General features: G+C 62.3%; 26 protein-coding genes. 12 read left to right on the top strand and 14 right to left on the bottom strand.

Translation table 11 applies throughout. The annotated features are described in order from the left end of the window. The first annotated feature begins 32 nt into the window (after positions 1-32). Genes JHW44_RS03290 through JHW44_RS03300 form a run of 3 tightly spaced genes read left to right on the top strand, consistent with a single transcriptional unit; the run spans position 33 to position 3,393 of the window. On the top strand, positions 33-731 hold the full coding sequence (locus JHW44_RS03290) for a type 1 glutamine amidotransferase (RefSeq protein WP_089345703.1): 699 nt from the start codon (positions 33-35) through the stop codon (positions 729-731). After that, positions 728-2,086, top strand: coding sequence for a glutamine synthetase family protein (locus JHW44_RS03295; protein ID WP_089345702.1), 1,359 nt, complete (start codon positions 728-730; stop codon positions 2,084-2,086). Before JHW44_RS03290 ends, JHW44_RS03295 begins: the two co-directional genes overlap by 4 nt. Beyond that, the gene (locus JHW44_RS03300) at positions 2,083-3,393 is read left to right on the top strand and encodes an NAD(P)/FAD-dependent oxidoreductase (RefSeq protein ID WP_089345701.1); all 1,311 of its coding nucleotides are present in this window, start codon (positions 2,083-2,085) and stop codon (positions 3,391-3,393) included. Before JHW44_RS03295 ends, JHW44_RS03300 begins: the two co-directional genes overlap by 4 nt. Here JHW44_RS03300 and JHW44_RS03305 read toward each other — a convergent pair. From JHW44_RS03305 to cobD, 4 genes are all read right to left on the bottom strand, one after another. After that, positions 3,390-3,851 carry a tellurite resistance TerB family protein gene (locus JHW44_RS03305; protein ID WP_089345700.1) on the bottom strand — a complete coding sequence of 154 codons (462 nt, stop codon included), beginning with the start codon at positions 3,849-3,851 and terminating at the stop codon, positions 3,390-3,392. The genes JHW44_RS03300 and JHW44_RS03305 overlap by 4 nt on opposite strands. A gap of 119 nt (positions 3,852-3,970) precedes the next feature. Further along, positions 3,971-4,876 (bottom strand): polyphosphate kinase 2, encoded by a 906-nt coding sequence (gene ppk2 / locus JHW44_RS03310; protein ID WP_089345699.1) that lies wholly within the window; start codon positions 4,874-4,876, stop codon positions 3,971-3,973. A gap of 77 nt (positions 4,877-4,953) precedes the next feature. Then, positions 4,954-5,424, bottom strand: coding sequence for a hypothetical protein (locus JHW44_RS03315; RefSeq protein WP_245847391.1), 471 nt, complete (start codon positions 5,422-5,424; stop codon positions 4,954-4,956). A gap of 76 nt (positions 5,425-5,500) precedes the next feature. Further along, positions 5,501-6,466, bottom strand: a complete 966-nt coding sequence (gene cobD, locus JHW44_RS03320; RefSeq protein ID WP_089345698.1) for a threonine-phosphate decarboxylase CobD — start codon at positions 6,464-6,466, stop codon at positions 5,501-5,503. Positions 6,467-6,672: 206 nt separating this feature from the next. Here cobD and JHW44_RS03325 point away from each other — a divergent pair, with 206 nt between their 5' ends. The 6 genes from JHW44_RS03325 to JHW44_RS03350 all read left to right on the top strand — a co-directional run bounded on the left by JHW44_RS03325 (position 6,673) and on the right by JHW44_RS03350 (position 10,727). Beyond that, a complete protein-coding gene (locus tag JHW44_RS03325) occupies positions 6,673-7,176 on the top strand; it encodes a type III secretion system chaperone family protein (protein ID WP_089345697.1) in 504 nt (167 codons plus the stop codon). A gap of 36 nt (positions 7,177-7,212) precedes the next feature. Further along, positions 7,213-8,028, top strand: a complete 816-nt coding sequence (gene proC / locus JHW44_RS03330; RefSeq protein ID WP_089345696.1) for a pyrroline-5-carboxylate reductase — start codon at positions 7,213-7,215, stop codon at positions 8,026-8,028. Further along, the gene (locus JHW44_RS03335; RefSeq protein ID WP_089345695.1) at positions 8,025-8,357 is read left to right on the top strand and encodes a tRNA-binding protein; all 333 of its coding nucleotides are present in this window, start codon (positions 8,025-8,027) and stop codon (positions 8,355-8,357) included. The genes proC and JHW44_RS03335 overlap by 4 nt, the downstream gene beginning before the upstream one ends. Next, positions 8,357-9,307 carry a 2-hydroxyacid dehydrogenase gene (locus JHW44_RS03340; RefSeq protein ID WP_089345694.1) on the top strand — a complete coding sequence of 317 codons (951 nt, stop codon included), beginning with the start codon at positions 8,357-8,359 and terminating at the stop codon, positions 9,305-9,307. Before JHW44_RS03335 ends, JHW44_RS03340 begins: the two co-directional genes overlap by 1 nt. 80 nt (positions 9,308-9,387) lie before the next feature. Further along, positions 9,388-9,588 carry a CsbD family protein gene (locus JHW44_RS03345; protein ID WP_089345693.1) on the top strand — a complete coding sequence of 67 codons (201 nt, stop codon included), beginning with the start codon at positions 9,388-9,390 and terminating at the stop codon, positions 9,586-9,588. Positions 9,589-9,749: 161 nt separating this feature from the next. Beyond that, a complete protein-coding gene (locus JHW44_RS03350) occupies positions 9,750-10,727 on the top strand; it encodes a magnesium transporter CorA family protein (protein WP_089345692.1) in 978 nt (325 codons plus the stop codon). Positions 10,728-10,757: 30 nt separating this feature from the next. Here JHW44_RS03350 and arsH read toward each other — a convergent pair whose 3' ends face one another. The 9 genes from arsH to JHW44_RS03395 all read right to left on the bottom strand — a co-directional run bounded on the left by arsH (position 10,758) and on the right by JHW44_RS03395 (position 17,488). Next, positions 10,758-11,471 carry an arsenical resistance protein ArsH gene (gene arsH / locus JHW44_RS03355; RefSeq protein ID WP_089345691.1) on the bottom strand — a complete coding sequence of 238 codons (714 nt, stop codon included), beginning with the start codon at positions 11,469-11,471 and terminating at the stop codon, positions 10,758-10,760. Further along, entirely contained in the window at positions 11,464-11,886 is a 423-nt protein-coding gene (arsC, locus tag JHW44_RS03360) for an arsenate reductase (glutaredoxin) (RefSeq protein WP_419182515.1), read from the bottom strand. The genes arsH and arsC overlap by 8 nt, the downstream gene beginning before the upstream one ends. Further along, positions 11,880-12,932: an ACR3 family arsenite efflux transporter gene (gene arsB, locus JHW44_RS03365; RefSeq protein WP_089345689.1), complete on the bottom strand. Its 1,053-nt coding sequence runs from the start codon at positions 12,930-12,932 to the stop codon at positions 11,880-11,882. Before arsB ends, arsC begins: the two co-directional genes overlap by 7 nt. 87 nt (positions 12,933-13,019) lie before the next feature. Next, positions 13,020-13,352 carry an ArsR/SmtB family transcription factor gene (locus tag JHW44_RS03370; RefSeq protein WP_089345750.1) on the bottom strand — a complete coding sequence of 111 codons (333 nt, stop codon included), beginning with the start codon at positions 13,350-13,352 and terminating at the stop codon, positions 13,020-13,022. Between the two features lie 151 nt (positions 13,353-13,503). Next, positions 13,504-14,346, bottom strand: coding sequence for a ferredoxin--NADP reductase (locus JHW44_RS03375; protein WP_089345688.1), 843 nt, complete (start codon positions 14,344-14,346; stop codon positions 13,504-13,506). 54 nt (positions 14,347-14,400) lie between these two features. Next, positions 14,401-14,787: a DUF934 domain-containing protein gene (locus tag JHW44_RS03380; RefSeq protein WP_089345687.1), complete on the bottom strand. Its 387-nt coding sequence runs from the start codon at positions 14,785-14,787 to the stop codon at positions 14,401-14,403. Then, on the bottom strand, positions 14,784-15,515 hold the full coding sequence (locus JHW44_RS03385; protein ID WP_089345686.1) for a phosphoadenylyl-sulfate reductase: 732 nt from the start codon (positions 15,513-15,515) through the stop codon (positions 14,784-14,786). Before JHW44_RS03385 ends, JHW44_RS03380 begins: the two co-directional genes overlap by 4 nt. After that, entirely contained in the window at positions 15,508-17,166 is a 1,659-nt protein-coding gene (locus JHW44_RS03390) for a nitrite/sulfite reductase (protein WP_089345685.1), read from the bottom strand. Before JHW44_RS03390 ends, JHW44_RS03385 begins: the two co-directional genes overlap by 8 nt. Further along, on the bottom strand, positions 17,159-17,488 hold the full coding sequence (locus JHW44_RS03395; protein ID WP_089345684.1) for a DUF2849 domain-containing protein: 330 nt from the start codon (positions 17,486-17,488) through the stop codon (positions 17,159-17,161). Before JHW44_RS03395 ends, JHW44_RS03390 begins: the two co-directional genes overlap by 8 nt. 100 nt (positions 17,489-17,588) lie before the next feature. Between JHW44_RS03395 and JHW44_RS03400 the strand changes: the two genes are divergently transcribed. Continuing rightward, on the top strand, positions 17,589-18,092 hold the full coding sequence (locus tag JHW44_RS03400) for an Lrp/AsnC family transcriptional regulator (protein ID WP_089345683.1): 504 nt from the start codon (positions 17,589-17,591) through the stop codon (positions 18,090-18,092). Positions 18,093-18,125: 33 nt separating this feature from the next. Here JHW44_RS03400 and iscR read toward each other — a convergent pair whose 3' ends face one another. Continuing rightward, on the bottom strand, positions 18,126-18,584 hold the full coding sequence (gene iscR, locus JHW44_RS03405) for a Fe-S cluster assembly transcriptional regulator IscR (RefSeq protein ID WP_089345682.1): 459 nt from the start codon (positions 18,582-18,584) through the stop codon (positions 18,126-18,128). Between the two features lie 164 nt (positions 18,585-18,748). On the opposite strand from iscR, the gene JHW44_RS03410 reads away from it, so the two are divergent. Beyond that, positions 18,749-19,411: an alpha/beta hydrolase gene (locus JHW44_RS03410; protein ID WP_089345681.1), complete on the top strand. Its 663-nt coding sequence runs from the start codon at positions 18,749-18,751 to the stop codon at positions 19,409-19,411. 10 nt (positions 19,412-19,421) lie between these two features. Then, positions 19,422-20,552, top strand: a complete 1,131-nt coding sequence (locus JHW44_RS03415; protein ID WP_089345680.1) for an HD domain-containing protein — start codon at positions 19,422-19,424, stop codon at positions 20,550-20,552. The last annotated feature ends 11 nt before the right edge of the window (positions 20,553-20,563 follow it).

Here is a 20,563-nt window from a genome sequence, read left to right on the forward strand (position 1 = left end):
CCTTGCGGTATCATCAACACCACGGGTTCTTCATGCGTATCGGCATACTTCAATGCGGCCAGTCGCCCGAACAGCTGAAGGGTGAACTGGGTGATTATCCCGAGATGTTCACCCGCCTTCTGTCCGGTCGCGGTTTCCAGTTCGATGTCTATCACGTCGAGGAAATGCAATTTCCCGATGACATTCACGACGCGGATGGCTGGCTGCTGACAGGGTCGCGCCATGGCGCCTATGAGGATCACGCCTTCATTCCGCCGCTTGAGGATCTGGTGCGGCGGATCTATGCGGCGGGGATTCCCATGGTCGGCATCTGCTTTGGCCATCAGATCATCGCGCAGGCATTGGGCGGCAAGGTCATCAAGCACCCCAGGGGCTGGGCGGTCGGCGCGCAGGACTACGATTTCGGCGGGAAGACCGTGACACTGAATGCCTGGCATCAGGATCAGGTCGTGGCGTTGCCCCCGGATGCCGAGGTCGTGGGCAGCAACGAATTTTGCCAGAATGCTGCCCTGGTCTATGGAGACAGGGCCTTCACGGTACAGGCGCATCCCGAATTCCATGACGCATTCGTGCAGGGTCTGATGGATACGCGCGCCAAGGGTGTAGTGCCCCAGCCTTTGCTGGACCGCGCGGCGCAGCGCATGGGAGAGCCCAGGGACTCGGACCTGCTGGCAGATCGGATTGAAACTTTTTTCAAGATGTCGCGGGCAGCGGCAGAGGGGGCGGTATGAATGCGGACTGGCTGGAAAAGGCGCCGCAGGCTGCACGGGATTATCTGGCGGAACGGCGACTGGACGAGGTGGAGTGCATCGTGGCCGATATTGCCGGTGTCGCCCGTGGCAAGGCCATGCCGGCGTCGAAATTCATGCGGCAGGACAAGTTCTATCTGCCCAACTCGATCTTTCTGCAGACCATCACCGGGGAATGGGCTGAAAACCCTGCCGGTGCCTTCACCGAACCGGACATGATCCTGACGCCGGATTACAGCACGGCGGCAGCGGCCCCCTGGACGGCGGATTGGACCATGCAGGTCATCCATGACGCCCATGATCAGCAGGGCAATCCGGTGCCGATTGCCCCGCGCAATGTGCTCAAACGGATCGTCAAGCTTTATGAGGAAAAGGGCTGGAAGCCCGTCGTCGCGCCGGAAATGGAGTTCTTCCTGGTGGCGCGCAATACCGATCCCAATCAGCCGATCATTCCGCCCATGGGGCGCACGGGACGCCGGGCGGCGGCCAAACAGGCCTATTCCATGTCGGCCGTGGATGAATATGGCAAGGTCATTGATGACATCTATGATTTCGCCGAGAGCCAGGGCTTCGAAATCGACGGAATCCTGCAAGAGGGCGGGGCCGGGCAGGTCGAAATCAACCTGGCCCATGGCGACCCCGTCGCGCTGGCTGATGAGATGTTCTATTTCAAGCGGTTGATCCGCGAGGCAGCCCTGCGCCATGATTGCTTTGCCACCTTCATGGCCAAGCCCATCGAAGGAGAGCCGGGCAGTGCGATGCATATCCACCATTCGGTCGTGGATCGCGAAACCGGGCAGAATATCTTTTCCGATGCCGAGGGGCGGGAAACCGAGGCCTTCATGCATTTCATCGGCGGCATGCAGCGGCATCTGCCGGCGGCGATTGCCCTGCTGGCGCCCTATGTGAACAGCTATCGCCGCTATGTTCCCGACTTTGCCGCGCCGATCAATCTGGAGTGGGGGCGTGACAATCGCACCACGGGTTTGCGGGTGCCGATTTCGGGGGCCGAGGCACGGCGCGTTGAAAACCGGTTGGCCGGAATGGACTGCAACCCCTATCTGGGAATCGCGGCCTCGCTGGCCTGCGGGTATCTGGGTCTGACCGAGAAAAAGGATCCGCGCGCCGAATACAAGGGTGACGCCTATATGTCTCAGGGCGAGCTGCCCTATAATCTGGGTGATGCGCTTGATCTGATGACGGCAAGTCAGGCCATGCGGGACATTCTGGGTGACGAATTCGTGGATCTGTTCGTTGCGGTAAAGCGCAATGAATACAATGAATTCCTGCAGGTCATCAGCCCGTGGGAACGCGAGCACCTGCTGTTGAACGTATGAACCTTCTGTATATGAACGATCGGCGCGGCCACTATCCCGACAGCGTCTATGCCGCGACGAAAACCGATCTGGCCCCGTTTCCGCGCCTGCGGGGCGAGACACGGGCTGATGTCGCGGTTGTCGGTGGCGGCTATACGGGGCTGTCGGCGGCCCTGCATCTGGCGCGTGCGGGGCTGGATGTGGTTCTGGTCGAGGCGCATCGCGTCGGCTTTGGGGCATCGGGGCGCAACGGTGGGCAGATCGGATCGGGACAACGCCAAGAGGTCGACTGGCTGGAACAGCAGCTGGGGGCCGAGCAGGCCTCTCGCCTGTGGAATCTGGCCGAGCAGGCCAAGGAGCTGGTGCGTGGTCTGGCGGCCGAGGCATCCGTGCCGGTGCGTGACGGTATCGTGCATGCCTGTCGCAATCAGGCCGAGGTCGATCACGCCCGTCACATGGCCGAGCATCTGCGCGAATCCTATGGTTACGACCGGGTCGAGACTCTGGACAGTCCCGGGCTTGCCGCGTTGATCGGCAGCGAGGTCTATCATGGCGGCGATGTCGATTGGGGGGCAGGGCATGTCCATCCGCTGAACCTTGCCCTTGGTATGGCGCGACTGGCCGATCAGGCGGGCGCGCGCCTGCATGAAGACACCCATGTGCATCGCGTCACCCATGCCCGCAAGGCGGGCGAAAAGACGATCGTTCACTGCGATACGGGCCGGATCCTGTGCGATCATCTGGTTCTGGCCGGAAATGGCTATCTGGGGGATATCGAGCCAAAGGTCTCGGCCCGGGTGATGCCGATCAACAATTACATCGTCGCGACCGAGCCTCTGGGGAATCGCTTTCCCGAGGTTCTGCCCCGCAATACCGCAGCCGCCGATACGAAATTCGTCGTGAACTATTGGCGGCTGGATGATGAGCGGCGTCTGATCTTTGGTGGTGGGGAAACCGTCACCTATCGTTTCCCCAAGGATATTGTGGGCGTGGTGCGGCGACATCTGCTGTCGGTCTATCCGCAACTGGCCGATGTCGCACTGACCCATGCCTGGGGCGGAACCTTGGCGATCACCATGAACCGGATGCCGTTCTTTGCCCGTCCTGCACCCAATTGCCTGTCGGCCAGTGGCTTTTCAGGCCACGGGGTTGCCATGGCGACGCTGTCGGGACGGTTGATGGCGGATGCCATTGCCGGACAGGCTGCGGGATTTGACACCATGGCGGCCGTGACGACGCGATCCTTTCCCGGTGGGGCGATGCTGCGTGGGCCGCTGCTTGTGGCCGGAATGGCGTGGTATGGCCTGCGGGATCGTCTGGGGTTCTAGAGCCCGGCCGACCCCAGCCCTTCCAGCACTTTCTGCCGCACCAGCGCGGAATCCCGGTCGGGGATGCCCAGCAAGCCCGAGACCAGACGGACCATCGTTTCCTCGTCGGGGTCACGGTGATCATCTGCATAGGTCACCTCCCACATTGCGGCGATGACGCCCAGGCGGTCCTCCAGCGCGATACGGTCCTTGATTTCGCGGGTAAAGCGGACGGTGTCGGGGGCTTCGGCCTCTATCATCTCGGCTGCGGCACGACATTCGGCCGCCTCTTCCATGGTCAGCCCGCGACGGCGCGCCAGGATCGAGTCGATGCGCTGTTTCTCGGCAAGATCATAGTGATTATCGGCCCGGGCGACACGCACCAGCAATGCCGCGATGGCGACTTCGGCATCCGCCGAGGCCAGAGGTTTCGGGCCGGGGGCGTCGAAGAACAAGCGGGATAAGAGACCTTGGAACATAAGCGGATCATAAGGGTTTTCGCCCCGGTCACAAGCGGCGAATGCCCGCCATCTCCGGGCGGCTTCCTCGTCGACGGGGCGCTCTGGCGGGCGACATTCGCACCCGCCGAAGCCCGCGATCAATATTTCTGTGGCACGTATAGATCGCGGGGCAGCACCTCGCGTTCGTAATCGGGGTTGAAGACCCGATCGGGCAGCTGAATGTCCTCATGTGGGACATCGGTATAGGGAAACAGGCTCAGCAGGTGGTTCATGCAGTTCAGGCGGGCGCGTTTCTTGTCATTGCCGGGAACGATATACCATGGCGCTTCGGCAATATTCGTGCGCTCGAACATGTCTTCCTTGGCCTTGGTATAGGCCTCCCAGCGGACGCGGGACTGCAGGTCCATGGGTGACAGTTTCCACTGCTTCAACGGATCGTGAATGCGCATCAGAAAGCGCATCTGTTGTTCCTCATCCGTGACCGAGAACCAGTATTTCACCACCCGGATGCCCGAACGGACCAGCATGCGTTCGAATTCGGGAACATCCTGAAAGAACTGTTCGACCTGATCTTCATCGGCAAAGCCCATCACGCGCTCGACGCCGGCGCGGTTGTACCAGCTGCGGTCGAACAGCACGATTTCACCGCCGGCCGGCAGATGCGGCACATAGCGCTGGAAATACCATTGCGTCTTTTCGCGGTCCGAAGGGGCGGGCAGGGCGACCACACGGGCCACGCGCGGGTTCAGGCGCTGGGTGATGCGCTTGATTGCGCCACCCTTGCCAGCGGAATCGCGGCCTTCGAACAGGACAACGACCTTTTCCTTGTGGTAGGACACCCAGTCCTGCAGCTTGATCAACTCGGACTGCAGGCGCAGCAATTCCTGAAAGTACAGCTTGCGGTCCATCTGGTCGGGGTGATGTCCACGATAGATGCGTTTGATCTCGGCGGACAGAACGGCATCTTCCAGCTCGATCTCGATATCTTCGTCCAGCGTGTCCTGAAGCTCGGCCTCAAGCCAGTCCTTGGGTGTTTCCTGCATGGTCCTCTCCGGTATGAGATCCCCCTTTAAGGCGGGAATGTAACGAATTTGCGGCCATGCCGCGGTTTTTCAGCTATTCAGCGGTGGAAACGCGCCGCGCAGCTGCGTGTCACGGCCAGAACGAAACTCTGCCCGGTCCCGTCGACCGTGCCGCACCATTCGCCATTGGTGGTGAACAGGCTACGTGTGCCCCGTGCCGGTCGATAGGCAATGCGACGGCCGTTCACATCGAACAGGTTCAGCACTCCCCCCGCATTGCGCGCGTAATAGCCCAGCACGCTGCCGTCGGCGGTGATGATCAGGCGCTTTTCATTGGCAGGGTTGGATGGCCGGTTGCCCCAGACCGACGAGGAATTGGCGGTATTCCCGGCCGAGTTCCACGATGCATGGGGCGAATTCGAGCGTTTCGATGGCTTGTTGTCAGGATGCCCCGGGCCAAGGTCAAAGGGCAGTTGCGTCTGGTCAAGGATGATCAGCGGTGCATCCGCCGCTGCGGAATGTGCTGTCGCCAGAAAGGCCAGCAGGACAAGGCGGATCAGGACGGTCACGGCGGCTCCTTGCTCGATGGGACGGTTCCTCTGTGACATGGTGCGCGCATTGTCGCAAATCAAAGAGGGCGCAAGCCTAGCTCTGGACAAGGGCTGCGGTCAGCCTGTCCCATTCATCTCGGGTGCCCGGAATACCCAGCCGCAGCCAGCGATCGGAATAGGGGAAACGACGCGTCCAGATTTGGGCCCGCGCCAGACGGTCCTGCGCCGATTCAGCATCCTTGGCATCATAAAGCCTGAACAGATGCGTGCCGCCCGCAGGCGTCCATCCCGCCTGACCGGCCAGACGATCCAGCCGCAGGCAGGCTTCGGAATGATAGACGATGGTCTCATCCGCCCAATGGGTGTCGGCCATGGCGGCCGCGCCGATCTCCAGCGCCGGGCCATTGACCGACCAGGGGCCGGCATATTCGGCGATATCGGACAGCATCTCGGGCTTGGCGATGACAAAGCCCAGCCGCAGCCCGGCCAACCCCCAGAACTTGCCGAAGCTGCGCAGGATCAGGCCGTTTTCCGGGGCCTCGGGGGTCAGCGACAGGTCGGGGCGGGGATCGGCAAAGCTTTCATCCACCAGAAGGTGCCCGACCTTGCGGGCCAGTTTGGTCAGGAATTCGGGGCTCCATTCGCGCCCGTCGGGGTTGTTGGGATTGACGATCACCGCCAGGTCCGCCCCGGCCATGTCTTCGGGGTCCGCGACCTGCGTGACCTGCCAGCCTGCCTGCCCCAGGCTGGCGGCATGTTCATTGTAACTGGGTGACAGAACGGCAGCCCGTCCGCGGGGCAGGACGCGCGGGATCATCTGGATCGCGGCCGAGGCTCCGGCGACGGGCAGGATATGCCCGGGGTTGCAGCGAAACCATCTGGCCGCCGTTTCGATCAGCCGTTTCTGTGCTGTCGCGGTTGGCAATGCGCGCCAGGCAGCGTCGGACAGTTGCGCCACCGGCCAGGGGCGGCGGTTGATCCCGGTCGAAAGGTCGATCCAGTCCCCGGTTCCATAGTCGCGCTGCGCCTCGTCTATGTTCCCGCCATGGTCACGCGCCATCTTGTGATTCCCCTTATTTCCTGCCCCGTATCTGGTAGGAGAAGCCCCTCTGTCCTGCAATCTGTTAACGAATTTTTACTTTACACCAGAGGCAATCCCGACCACGATATGTAGTGAGAACATACAGGAACCTATGCCCTGTATTGTATCGGAACCAAGGGTTAGCGGCGTCAGAATCGCTCCCGCAGAGAGGCAGGATGCAGGCTATGGCTCAGACGGATCATTTCATCGCCAGCGACGAGATTCATCCGATCGATATCGTCGAGGCGGTCGCAACCCATCACGAATGGGATTTCGACCGTCTTGCCGATGATCAGATCGCCATGTCCGTCGAGGGGCAGTGGCGCAATTACTCGCTGACGCTGGCATGGTCCCCGCGCGAGGAGGTTCTGCGCCTGATCTGCACCTTTGACATGGATCCGCCCGCCGACCGGCTGTCGCGCATCTATGAGACGCTGAACCTGACCAATGACCAGGTCTGGGATGGCGGCTTTACCTTCTGGGCGCAACAGAGGTTGATGGTCTGGCGCTATGGGCTGGTGCTGGCGGGCGAATCCGTGGCCGCACCCGAGCAGATCGACCAGATGATCCGCAATGCGCTGATCGCCTGCGAGCGTTTCTATCCCTCGTTCCAGCTGGTCGGCTGGGGCGATACCGAGCCGGGAGCCGCACTGGACATCGCCTTGGGCGAGGCCTACGGACGGGCCTAGGGGCGGCCTGCCCCGGTCAGCATAATGGGGAAGCGGATGAGCGATTTCGAGGACATCAACACACGCGGACTGGTTCTGGTTGGATGCGGCCGCATGGGCGGCGCGATGCTGAAAGGCTGGCTGTCGCGCGGATTGCAACCCGGTTCTGTCACGGTGATCGACCCGAGGCTTGCGCCGGAATGGCAGGACAAGGGGCTGCGCGTCAATCAGCCCTTGCCCGAAAATCCGGCCGTGATGGTTCTGGCCGTCAAGCCGCAGATGATGGCCGATGCCCTTGGAGGTGTTCCTAGGCTGAGCGACACGCTGGTCGTCTCGGTTGCCGCCGGGACCACCATCGACACCTTCGAACGCAGTTTTCCCGATGCGCCCATCGTGCGGGTGATGCCCAATACGCCGGCCGCCATCGGACAAGGGATCTCGGCCTTGATCGGCAATGGCCTCGCCACTGCCGCGCATCTGGATACCGCCGAAACCCTGATGAGTGCGGTCGGTCGGGTCGTCCGGCTTGACAGCGAAGATCAGATGGATGCCGTCACCGGCCTGTCGGGCAGTGGTCCGGCCTATGTCTTCCACATGATCGAGGCGATGGCCAAGGCTGGCGAGGCGCAGGGCCTGTCACCGGAACTGTCGCTGGAACTGGCGCGGATGACCGTTGCCGGGGCCGGGGCGCTGGCCGTGGATGCCGATGAGGACCCGGCCGTCCTGCGCGAGAATGTGACCTCGCCCGGCGGCACGACCGCAGCGGGGCTGAAGGTGCTGATGGACCCGGAAAACGGCCTGCCGCCACTGATGCGGCGCACTGTTGCCGCCGCGACCGAACGGGGGCGTGAACTGGGCAAGGGTGCGGCATGACCATCAGCTTCGAGGATTTCGAAAAGGTTGATATCCGCGTCGGCACGATCATCCGTGCCGAACCCTTTCCTGAGGCCCGCAAGCCCGCCATCAAGCTGTGGGTGGACCTGGGTGAACTGGGCAGCCGGAAGTCTTCGGCGCAGATCACCCGCCACTACGATGTCGACAGCCTGATCGGCAGGCAGGTGATGTGCGTGGTGAATTTTCCGCCGCGGCAGATTGGCCCCTTCATGTCCGAGGTTCTGGTGCTTGGCGTGCCTGATGCAGACAGGGAAGTGGTCCTGATCGGTCCTGACAAGACGGTTCCCAATGGTGGCAGGCTGTTCTGATGAGGGTGCTGGTCACGCGTCCGATGACGGATCGGGCAAGGAAATCCATCGAGGCACGCTTTCATGCGGAATTTCGCGACAACAGTCCGCTGGACGAGGCTGCCGCGGCGCAGGCGCTGCGTGACTATGACGCGATCATCCCGACATTGGGCGATGCCTTCAACGCGGGTGCCTTTTCAGGCGAGGGGCTGCGCTGCCGGATTCTCGCGAATTTCGGCGCGGGCTATAACCATATCGACGTTCAGGCCGCGCGGAAGGCGGGCATCGCGGTGACGAATACGCCCGATGTCGTGACCGAGGCCACGGCGGATATCGCCCTGACGCTGATCCTGATGACCATGCGGCGGGCCAGTGAAGGCGAGGCCATGCTGCGCGCCGGGCAGTGGCAGGGTTGGCATCCGACGCAATTGCTGGGTGCCCATGTCAGCGGAGCAACCGTCGGCATTATCGGCATGGGCCGGATCGGCAAGGCCATCGCGCGGCGTTGCCATCTGGGCCTTGGGATGCGGGTCGTGTTTCACAACCGCTCGACCGTCTCATCGCTGGATATTCCCGCGCGGCAGATGCCCGGCTTGGACGAGATGCTGCAGGAATGCGATATCGCGGTCGTGGCCGTGCCGGGCGGTGCGGGCACCCGCCACATGATCGGGGCGTCACAATTGCACGCTTTGGGGCCGCGCGGCTTCCTGATCAATATTGCCCGTGGCGATGTGGTCGAAGAAGACGCGCTGATTGCGGCCCTGACGTCGGGCACGATCGCGGGTGCGGGGCTGGATGTCTATGAAAACGAGCCGGTGGTCCCGCAAGCCCTGATCAAGGCCCCCAATACGACGCTGTTGCCGCATCTGGGTACGGCCACGGAATCCGCCCGGACCGCCATGGCGCAGCGCGCGCTGGAGAACCTCGTCGCATTCACCGAAGGGCGCCCCCCTCGCGATCTGGTGAACTGATCGGTCCCGAGATTTCTGGAACTCTGACCGCTGCCATTCGTTGACCGGCCATACAACGCATGCAGTCTAAGGAGGACGACATGAACTGGGACATCGTAAAAGGCAAGTGGCAGCAACTCAAAGGCTCGGCTCAGGAAAAATGGGGCGAACTGACCAATGACGATCTGGATCAGATCGAAGGAAACAAGGACCAGCTGGCCGGCAAGCTGCAGGAAAAATACGGCTGGTCCAAGGAACAGGCCGAGCGCGAGATCGACGACCATTTCTCGGACAAGGTCTAGGACTGTTCCACAACAGATCGACAGGGCCCGGCGATTGCCGGGCCTTTTTCGTGGCGGTCATGGCCTGTGCTCACGCGGGGGATCGCGCGGGGATTTCAATTTGCCCGATGTGCGGCTAAGGACCGTCTTGAGACCGTGTCCGTCCATCATGGAGCGCGCCGATGCTATATGGCTATGTCACAAGGGACGGGCGCATCGCTCAGTTGAAGCGCGATGCCGATCTCGCAGAGGCGATCTGGATCGACATGATCCAGCCCACGGATGCCGAGATCGCCTGTCTGCGAGATCTGGGCGTCGCGGTGCCCTCGCTTGCCGATATGGAAGAGATCGAAATCTCGAACCGACTCTATCGCGAGAACGGCATGGAATACATGACCGCGGTTCTGCCGGGGGATCGGGCGGATGGAATCCGCGCGGCCATGCCGGTTACCTTCATCCTGTCAGAGAAACGCCTGGTGACGGTGCGCCACCACTCGCCGCGCCCCTTCCTGACATTCCCGGAGCGGGCCGAGCGATCGACCCTGGGGTGTTCCAATGCCGACCGGCTGTTCGTCGGGCTTCTGGAAGAAATCATCGCGCGGTTGGCAGATATTCTCGAGGCATCAGGGCGGCTGCTGGATGAAACCAGCGGGGCTGTCTTCGAACGCCGCACCGGGATGGGGCAAGCCGGCAAGGGCAGCGCCGAAAGGCTGCAGCAGGCGCTGCGGGTTGTCGGACGCGAGGCCGAGCTGATGGCGCGGGTGCGGCTGGGCCTGCTCAGCATCGAGCGCATCCTGGCCTTCAGCCTGGCCACCGCCACCGAGCGGCGCGAAGGCAACAAGCTGCGTCCGGTCATCAAGGCGCAGTTGCGCGACGTTCAGGCGCTGGAGGTTCATGCCGATTTCCTGTCGTCCCGGGTCAGCCTGACCGTGGACACGATCCTTGGCATGATCAATCTGGAACAGAACAATACCGTGCGGATCCTGTCGGTGATCGCCGCGCTGTTCCTGCCGCCGACGTTGATCGCCAGCATGTACGGGATGAACTTTGCCAATATGCCCGAGCTGGACAAGTCCTGGGGCTATCCGATGGCGCTGGGCCTGATGCTGGGCACGTCGGTCGCGACCTGGCTGTTCCTGCGCTGGAAAAACTGGCTGTAGTGGCGCATCCCCTGCGGGATGCGCGGTCTTTCAGACGGCCTTGGACAGGTTGACCCGCGCCGAAAGGGCGGCATGGCTTTCCACGCGTTCGGAATAGCGATCCACCAGATGGTCGCGAATGTCGCGTGTCAGCACGGTGAATTTGGCCAGTTCCTCCATCACATCCGCGATGCGGTTGTAATAGGGCGAGGGCTTCATGCGGCCATTCTCGTCGAATTCGTCCCATGCCTTGGCGACCGAAGACTGATTGGGAATGGTCAGAAGCCTCATCCAGCGGCCCAGAACGCGCAGCTGGTTCACGGTATTGAAGCTCTGGCTGCCACCGCAGACCTGCATCACCGCAAGGGTCTTGCCCTGCGTCGGACGCACGCCGCCCAGAGACAGCGGGATCCAGTCGATCTGGGTCTTCATCACGCCCGACATCGCGCCGTGGCGTTCAGGTGATGACCAGACCATGCCATCGCACCATGTGACCAGATCGCGAAGTTCGGCGACCTTCGGGTGATCAGCCTCGCAGGCATCGGCCAGCGGCAGGCCATGGGGGTCATAGATATGGGTCTCCACGCCATAGGCATTCAGGATCCGCGCGGCTTCCTCGGCGGCGAAACGCGAAAAGCTGCGCTCGCGCAGGGAGCCATAGAGCAGCAGGATGCGCGGGGGCGAGCTGTCGCGTTGGGCGGGAAACAGCTTGGCAGGGTCGATGGCCTCGAAGGCCTCGGGCTGGATATTCGGCAAATCAGACAACGGGCTTTCCTTCCTGATCCGGAATCGTTTCGCCGTTTTCCTTGTGCAGGGGGGCGGCGGGTTCTTGCTCCAGCAGGTCCAGAACAAGTTCTGCGGGGCGGCACAAGCGGACCCCCTTGGGAGAGGCGACGATCGGTCGGTTCACCAGAACCGGATGGGCCAGCATGGCCTCCAGAATGGTTTCATCGGACACGCCGTCGTCAAGCAGGCCCATTTCAGCGGCGGGCGAGCGCTTGTCGCGCAACGCCTGTCGCGGAGTCAGATCTGCCGCCGCGAAGAGTGCCAGCAGCTGCGGGCGGGTCCAGCCTTCGTCCAGATAGTTCACGACGACCGGATCGGCGCCCGAGGCGCGGATCATGGCCAGCACCTTGCGTGATGTGCCACAGGAGGGGTTGTGGTGAATGACGATCATGATTGCACCTCGGGGAAGTTTGGACGGGTCCGGTTGGCGAAGGCGACAAGGGACAGCATCACGGGCACTTCGACCAGCACGCCGACCACGGTGGCCAATGCCGCGCCGGAATTCAGACCGAACAGGCTGATGGCGACGGCCACGGCCAGTTCAAAGAAATTCGACGTGCCGATCATGGCGCAGGGCGCGGCAATCCGATGGGGCACCTTCAGCGCATAGGCTGCGCCATAAGCCAGGGCGAAGATGCCATAGCTCTGGATCACGATGGGCACGGCGATCAGCAGGATGATCAGCGGACGGTTCAGGATGATCTCTCCCTGCAGGCCGAACAGGATGGCAACCGTGGCGATCAGGCCAATGATGGACAGCGGCTTGATGCGCGCCGAAAAACTGTCGATGGCCTGCTGCGATCCCAATGCGCGGCGCGTCAGCATGCCCGCGATCAGCGGCAGCACCACGTAAAGCAGCGTCGCCAGAACCAGCGTTTCCCAGGGCACGGTGATATCGGTGACACCCAGTAGAAAGGCGACGATCGGCGCAAAGGCGACGACCATGATCAGATCATTCACCGAGACCTGCACCAGCGTATAGGTGGCATCGCCACGGGTCAGCTGCGACCAGACGAAGACCATGGCCGTGCAGGGCGCGGCGCCCAGCAGGATCAGACCGGCGATATATTGGGCCGCATCCTCGGGCGCGATCCAGGGCGCGAAGACATGATCGAAGAACAGCACCGCCAGAAGCGCCATGCTGAAGGGCTTGATCAGCCAGTTCACGGCAAGGGTGATCAACAGGCCGCGCGGCTGGCGGGCAACTCCGACGACAGCGCCGAAATCGACGCTGACCATCATCGGATAGACCATCGCCCAGATCAGCACGGCCACGACCAGATTGATCGAGGCGATCTCGGCGCTGGCAATGGCATCGACCAGACCGGGGGCGAAACTGCCAATCGCGATGCCGGAAATCATGGCCAGCGCGACCCAGAGGGTCAGATAGCGTTCGAATATGCCCAGACTGTCGGTGTCGGGGGCTGTGGTGTCGGTCATGGCGGGCTCATTCTTTGGACGTTGAGAGCATGTCTTGGCGCGCGGCGGGATTTTCCTGATCGGCGCGGATCACGGGAAACAGGCAGATCAGCATTCGCAGGCGATCTGGTCCAGCAGCGGACGGCACAGTTCCGCCTGCCCGCCGCAGCAATCCTGAAGCAGGTAGGACATCAGGTCGCGCATTGCGTTCATCTGCGCGAAATAGCGGATCGAGCGGCCCTCACGCGTGGATCGCACCAATCCGGCGGCGGCCAGGATGTTGAGATTGTTTGACAGTGTATTGGCACGGATTCCGGCCTGTTTGGCGATGTCGCCAGCGGCCAGACCGTCGGGGCCGGCCTGAATCAGCAGCCGGAAGACATCCAGCCGCAGGTCATGGGCAAGTGCGGACAGGCAGGTGAGAGCATTTATCTTTTCCATATTACATGAAATATGGAAAAGACAGGGTGAATGCAAGGGACGTTTGACGTCGTCGCGTCGTGCCGAATCTTTATTCAGATGGCGGGGCATGCAAAAAGGCATATGAGTTTCCTCATATGCCTTTCGCGATGTTCTCATCTTCGATGGGGCGTCAGATGCCTTCGCCGACGAATGCCTTTTCGACAACGAATTCGCGCGGTTCGGAGTTTGCTCCCTCGCGCAGGCCAAAGCCTTCCAGAACGGCCTTCACATCGACGTTGAAGGCAAGGCTGCCGCAGATCATGGCGCGGTCGTTTTCAGGTGTGATCGGAGGCAGGCCCAGATCCTGAAACACCTTGCCCGAGGCCATGTTGTCGGTGATCCGGCCCATAATTGGCGATTCTTCGCGCGTGGTGGTCGGATAATACAGCAGGCGCTTGGCGAAATCCTCGCCGTGAATTTCGCTCAGCAGCGGGTCGTTCTTGAGGTTCTCGACCAGTTCGCGGCCATAGTTCAATTCGGCAGCAGTCCGGCAGGTGTGCATCATCACGACCTGTTCGTAGCGTTCGAACGTGTCGGGGTCGCGCATCAGCGATGCAAAGGGCGCAATCCCCGTGCCGGTGGCCAGGAACCACAAGCGCTTGCCCGGCAGCAGGGCGTCCAGAACCAGCGTGCCCACGGGTTTGGGGCGCAGGATGATCTCGTCTCCGGGCTGGATATGTTGCAGCCGCGAGGTCAGCGGGCCATCCTGAACCTTGATCGAATAGAATTCCAGCTCGTCATCCCAATTGGGCGAGGCAATGGAATAGGCCCGCAGGATCGGTTTGCCGTTGTCGCCGGGCAGACCGATCATCACGAATTCCCCCGAGCGGAAGCGCAGGCTGGCAGGCCGCGTCACGCGGAAGGAAAACAGGGAATCGGTCCAATGCCGGACCGCGGTCACGGTCTGGGCATCGGGCAGGGTCTTCTTGGCGGGTTTTTCGGCGGCTTCGGCCACGTGCAGATCCAGCGTCATGTGAAAATTCCTGAATGTCTTTATGCGATTTGTCGCGGTGGCGAAAGAGGGTGCTCAGCCGGCAAGCTGCGCCCTATGGTCCCAGGCGCGCCAGTCTGCACGGGCCAGCCATTGCGCCTCGGGCTGACGCTCGGCGATATCGACCGGAATCTGGACTTCGTCAAAGCCGACCCTGCGCGCCATGGCATATTGATCGGCGATCAGCCGGCCGGTCGCCCGCAAGCGGCCCTGAAAGCCCAGTTCGCGCAGTCGGCGAGCCAGCGAAAAGCCGCGCCCGTCGGTAAAGGCGGGGAAATCAATGCCGATCAGGTCGCGATGCAGATGATCGACCAGTTCTTCTGGCGAAGTGTCGGGGGCAAGGATCAGTTCGGCCTCGGCGTCCAGCGCGTGAAAGCCGTCGTCGCGCACGATGATGTCCTTGCTGTTCAACTGCTGGGTCATGCCGGGACCTTTCTGCGGACCATGCGTCCGCCAATGAAGTGAATGCCGCATTCGGTCTTGTCGCTGCCGCGCCAGCGTCCCGCGCGCGGATCCTCGCCCGGTTTGACGGGCGATGTGCAGGGGGCGCAGCCGATCGATGGGTAGCCCCGTGCCACCAGCGGATGCCGGGGCAGGTTGTTTTCGATCATGTAGTCCTGCACATCCTCGGGCCGCCAATGTGCCAGAGGGTTCACGCGCAGGCGCGAGGGCTCTTCGGGCTCAAAGAATTCCAGCGCGGCGCGCAGACCATTCTGGAACCGCTTGCGTCCGGTGATCCATGCGTCAAATCCCGACAGTGCCTGCTCCAGCGGAACGGTCTTGCGCAGGTTGCAGCAGGCGTCCTGGTCGAACCGATGCAGCGTGCCGTCGGGGTCCAGCCGGCTGACCTCGGTTTCATCGGCGCGGATCACCCGCACATCGGTCAGGCCCAGCTTGCCCGCCACCTGGCGCTGGTAGTCCAGCGTTTCGGGAAACAGCATCTGGGTATCGATGAACAGCACCGGCAGGCCGGGGGCCACGACGCTGACCATATGCAGCAGCACGACCGATTCCGCCCCGAATGAGGACACCAGCGCCACCCGACCCAGATCGGGGTCGCTGACGGCGCGGCGCAGAACCTCGGTTGCCGCGTGATGGCGATACCGGTCGTTCAGGCGCCCCGCGCGCGTGTCGAGGCTGCCATCAAGCATGGGCGACCTCGGGGTAGAGCGCGGCCTTGAAGGGCGCCGGGCCAAGGCGGCGATAGGCGTCCAGAAACCGCTCGGACGGATCTTCGCGCAGTTCCAGATAGGCGGTCAGCAGCCGGTCGATGGCGGGCACGACCTCTTCGGCCGGGAATCCGGCACCGGCGCGCTGTCCGATGGCCGGAATGTCATAGCCGTCACCGCCAAGCGTGATCTGGTAGTTCTCGACGCCGGCACGGTCCAGACCGAGGATGCCGATATGACCCAGATGGTGGTGGCCGCAGGCATTGATGCAGCCCGAGATGCGGATGTTCAGCTTGCCGATCTCTTCTTCCAGTCCCTTGGCGCGGAAATGCTCGGCGATTTCCTGGGCGATGGGGATCGAGCGCGCCGTGGCCAGCGTGCAGTAATCCATGCCGGGGCAGGCGATGATGTCGCTGGTCAGACCGGCGTTGGCCGTCGCCAGACCGGCGTCGCGCAATGCCAGATACAGCGCGGGCAGGTCGGATTTATGGACATGGGGCAGAACCACGTTCTGATCATGACTGATGCGCAGGTCGGCATGGCCGTATTTCTCGGCCAGATCGGCCAGCAGGCGCATCTGATCGGCACTGGCATCACCCGGCGTGGCACCGGGGGCCTTGAAGGTCACGATGACGCTGGCATAGCCGTTGATCCTGTGGTCATGCAGGTTCGTGTCGGTCCAGCTGCGGAAGGCGGGGTTTGCCTGACGCTCGGCCTCGAAGCCGGTGACCGGCGCGTCGCGAAATTCGGGCGCGGCGAAACGATCGCGGAAGATTGCCAGGGCTTCGCGGTCGGCGCCGTGGAAATCGCGACGGCGGCGGATGAACTCCTCTTCGGTTTCGGCCTTGAAGACATCCAGCCCGCGTTCCATCACGGTGATCTTGATGCGCGCCTTGTATTTGTTGTCGCGCCGACCCGAGAGGTTGTAGGTCGAGATGATCGCCTCGACATAGGGCAGCAGGTCCTCTTCGGGCAGGAAGTCGCGGATGATCTGGCCCAGAACCGGCGTGCGGCCCAGACCGCCACCGACCCAGACCTCGAAACCGGTGCGTCCGTCGCGTTCGATCAGGCGCAGCCCGATGTCATGCGCAGCCACCAGCGCACGATCACGCGCGCCGCCGGAAATCGCGATCTTGAACTTGCGCGGCAACCACTGGAATTCGGCATGGTCGGTGGACCAGCTGCGCAGCAGTTCGGCATAGGGGCGGGGATCGGCGATCTCGTCCTTTGCGGCCCCGGCGAAGGAATCGGTGGTCACATTGCGGATCGTGTTGCCCGAGGTCTGGATTGCATGCAGCCCGACCTTGGCCAGGTCGTCCAGCATGTTGGGAATTTCCACCAGCTTGGGCCAGTTGAACTGGATGTTCTGGCGGGTGGTCCAATGGCCGTAGCCCTTGTCGTAATTCTGTGCCAGATGCGCCAGCATCCGCATCTGGTCGGGATTGATCGTGCCATAGGGAATGGCGATGCGCAGCATATAGGCGTGCAATTGCAGATAGACGCCATTCATCAGCCGCAGGGGGCGGAATTCTTCTTCCGTCAGGCTGCCGTCCAGACGTCGCGCGACCTGATCGCGGAACTGCTGGGCACGGTGGCGCACATAATCGGTTTCGACGGGCCGGATATCAAACATTGGCTGTCTCCGCTTTCTGGGCCTGAATGCCGTGGAAGTAATTCGAGGGTCCGGTCTGGCGGAACGCCTCGCGGAAATGCGTCGGTTCGGGGCCGTCAGGGCCGCGTTTGACCTCGACCAGATAGGGGCCGATGACGCGGTCGGCCTGACCCAGGGCTTCCAGCAGGGCCAGTTCGGCGATGGCCTGATCCTCGAAGACGGTCGCGCGCCTGGGGTCCGCCGTCCAGTCACCGTCGCACATCCAGACATTGTGACCTTCACGCAGATCGTTTGCGGTGATGACGCCAGGTCGCGCGGCTGTCGGTGTAAAGGCTTTACTCATGATTTCGGACCTTCCCTTGCTGCCCTCATATATAGAATTTTGTTCTGGAATTTTGCGATAGGTTGCGCAAAATAAGGACAAACAGTCCAGAGAGGCCGCTATGGCAGACAAAAATCCCTCCGATCTCCGGGCCGAGCGGACATCCGTCCGGCTGGATGATGTGGATCGTAAAATCCTGTCCCTGCTGCAAAGTGATGCCAGCCTGTCCCTGGACCAGATTGCCGAGCGCGTGGGGGCCTCGAAAACGCCGGTCTGGAACCGAATCCGCAAGTTGCGCGATGCGGGGGTGATCCTGCGGCAGGTCGCGATTCTTGATCCCGATGCGCTGGGACTGGAGGCCTGCTTTTTTGTGCTGGTGCGAACCAGCGAACATGACAAGGACTGGGCCACGCGCTTTCTGCAGGCCCTGCGCGACCGCCCCGAGGTGATCGAAGCGCATCGGCTGGCCGGAGACATCGACTATATTCTCAAGGTGCAGGTGCGTAACGCACGGGCCTATGACCGGTTCTACCAGTCATTGATCGGCGAGGTGAAGATTCACAATGTGACGGCGCTGCTGTCCATGGAAGAGATCAAGGCGACCAGCGCCCTGCCCATTCCCTGACGCGATAGCCCGGCGTCGCGCCGGGCCGTCAGATCACTCGTCGACGACCTTCAACAGTTGCGGCAGCGCGGGGCAGGGCAGCAGCTGATTCTTGGCGACATCGGCCAGCGTGTGATTGTGCAGGAAGACGAAGACATGCGCGGACAGCCCCTCCCACAGCCGGTTCGACAGGGTCTGCGCGCGCGAACCCGAGACCCCGCCCGAGGCCCCCGCGCCGACATGCATGGCGCTGACGGTTTCATCGACAGCCTCCAGCACATCAGAGATGCGGATCGTTTCGGCTGCCCGCGCCAGGCGATAGCCCCCTCCGGGGCCACGCACGGATTCCACCAGCCCGGCCCGGCGCAGGCGCACGAAGAGCTGTTCCAGATAGGGCAGAGAGATGTCCTGACGTTTCGAGATCTCGGACAGCGAGGTAAGTTCTTCAGGTTTGGCAATCGCAAGATCGGTCAGAGCGATGACCGCGTAACGTCCTTTGGTTGACAATTTCATCGCAAGACCCTCTGCTTGTGGCTGACGCCGGATTGACGTATGGCTTATCGCTGCGCTATGCCGCGATGGCCTGCTTCTTGTGTCGCTGGCGCTGGCTTCCCAGATAATGGTCTAGAAGTCGGACGCGAAGGCGTCAAGAAACCAACATGCTGTGAAGGATGACGATGCCAGAGCTGATTTTCCCGGGTCCCGAAGGTCGTTTGGAAGGCCGCTACCATCCTCAACCTGGCAAACCTGATGCCCCGATCGCCATCGTCCTGCATCCGCACCCGCAATATGGCGGAACGATGAACAACCGGGTCGTCTATAACCTGCACTATGCGTTCCACAATATGGGCTTCACCGTCATGCGGTTCAATTTCCGCGGCGTGGGGCGCAGTCAGGGGGAATTCGATCAGGGTGTGGGCGAATTGTCCGATGCCGCCTCGGCGCTGGATTACCTGCAGGCAATGAACCCCAATTCCAAACATTGCTGGGTTGCCGGATTCAGCTTTGGTGCCTGGATCGGCATGCAGCTGCTGATGCGCCGCCCGGAAATCACCGGCTTCATCAGTGTCGCCCCGCCGGCGAACATGTATGATTTCAGCTTCCTTGCGCCTTGCCCGTCTTCGGGGCTGATCATCAATGGCACGGCCGACCGCGTTGCGCCGCCCAAGGACACCCATGCTCTGGTGGGCAAGCTGCGCGAGCAGAAGGGTATCACTGTCACCCATGAGGAAATCGAGGGTGCCGACCACTTCTTCCGCGATGACGAACAGCACATGAAGCCGATGATCTCGACGGTGCAAAGCTATGTGCGCCGCCGTCTGACGGAAACCACGCGTTAAGTTCGCGGGGATGTCCGCCTATATCGCAGGTTCGGTCGATTTTCTGTGCGAGGCCGATCGGCTGAAATCCGTCGATCGCGCCAATGTCCTGATGGATCTGTCGCGACCGGAAAACAGCGCCGAACACAGCTGGCATGTGGCGCTGTTCGCCATGGTTTTTGGCGCGTCCGATCGCGCCATCGCCATGCTGTTGCTGCATGATCTGGTCGAGATCGACGTGGGAGACCAGCCGATCCATCTGGATCATGACGTGGCGGAACTGGCCCGGACCGAGGCTCTGGCCGCGCAACGAATTCTTGGTCTGTCGCCCGAAGGCGATGCGCTTCTGGCGCTTTGGGCCGAATTCGAGGCTGCGAGTTCGGCGGATGCATGTGTTGCCAAGCGCATGGATCACAGCCAGCCGCTGTTTCAGGTTCTGCAGGCGAAAACGCCATTGCCGGCACATCTGGAGATCGTGCGCGACAATCTGGACAAGGGGCGTGCCGCACGGCTGGCGCAGGAATGGCCCGAGATCATGCAGGCCGCCCATGCGCTGATGGCAGGGCAGGAGCCGGCAGATGACGACCTGGCCCGTCGCCTGCGCTTTCTGGCCGAGGTCGATCAGTTGAAGTCGGTCTATCGGGCCAACACGCTGATAGATGGCTCGCGCCGCGAAAACAGCGCCGAGCATAGCTGGCATCTGGCGCTTTATGCCCTTGCACTGCGGGGGCTGGCGGATGACGGGCTGGATATCGGCCGGGTGATCCGCATGCTGTTGCTGCATGATCTGGTCGAAATCGACGTCGGCGACGTCCCGCTGCATTCGGCGGCGGGGCAGGCCCATGGTTCGGTCGAGATCCAGGCTGCCGAAGCCGAGGCCGCGCGGCGTATCTTTGGCCTGTTGCCGGAACGGCAGGGCAGGGAATTCCTGACCCTCTGGCAGGAATTCGAGGCGGTGCAGACCCCCGAGGCGATCTTTGCCAAGTCACTGGACCGCTGCCAGCCTGCCATCCAGAACCTGCGTTCGGGCGGTCTGGGCTGGCGGGAATATCATGTGACATTCGCGGATGTGGAAAGCCGCGTGGGTCACAAGATTGCGCTGGGGGCTCCGGCCATCTGGGATTGGCTGCGCCCGCAGATCGCCGCCCTGCTGCCTGCGTGATCCCGCCGGAG

This window comes from Paracoccus seriniphilus (genome assembly GCF_028553745.1).
Taxonomy (GTDB): Bacteria; Pseudomonadota; Alphaproteobacteria; order Rhodobacterales; family Rhodobacteraceae; genus Paracoccus; species Paracoccus seriniphilus.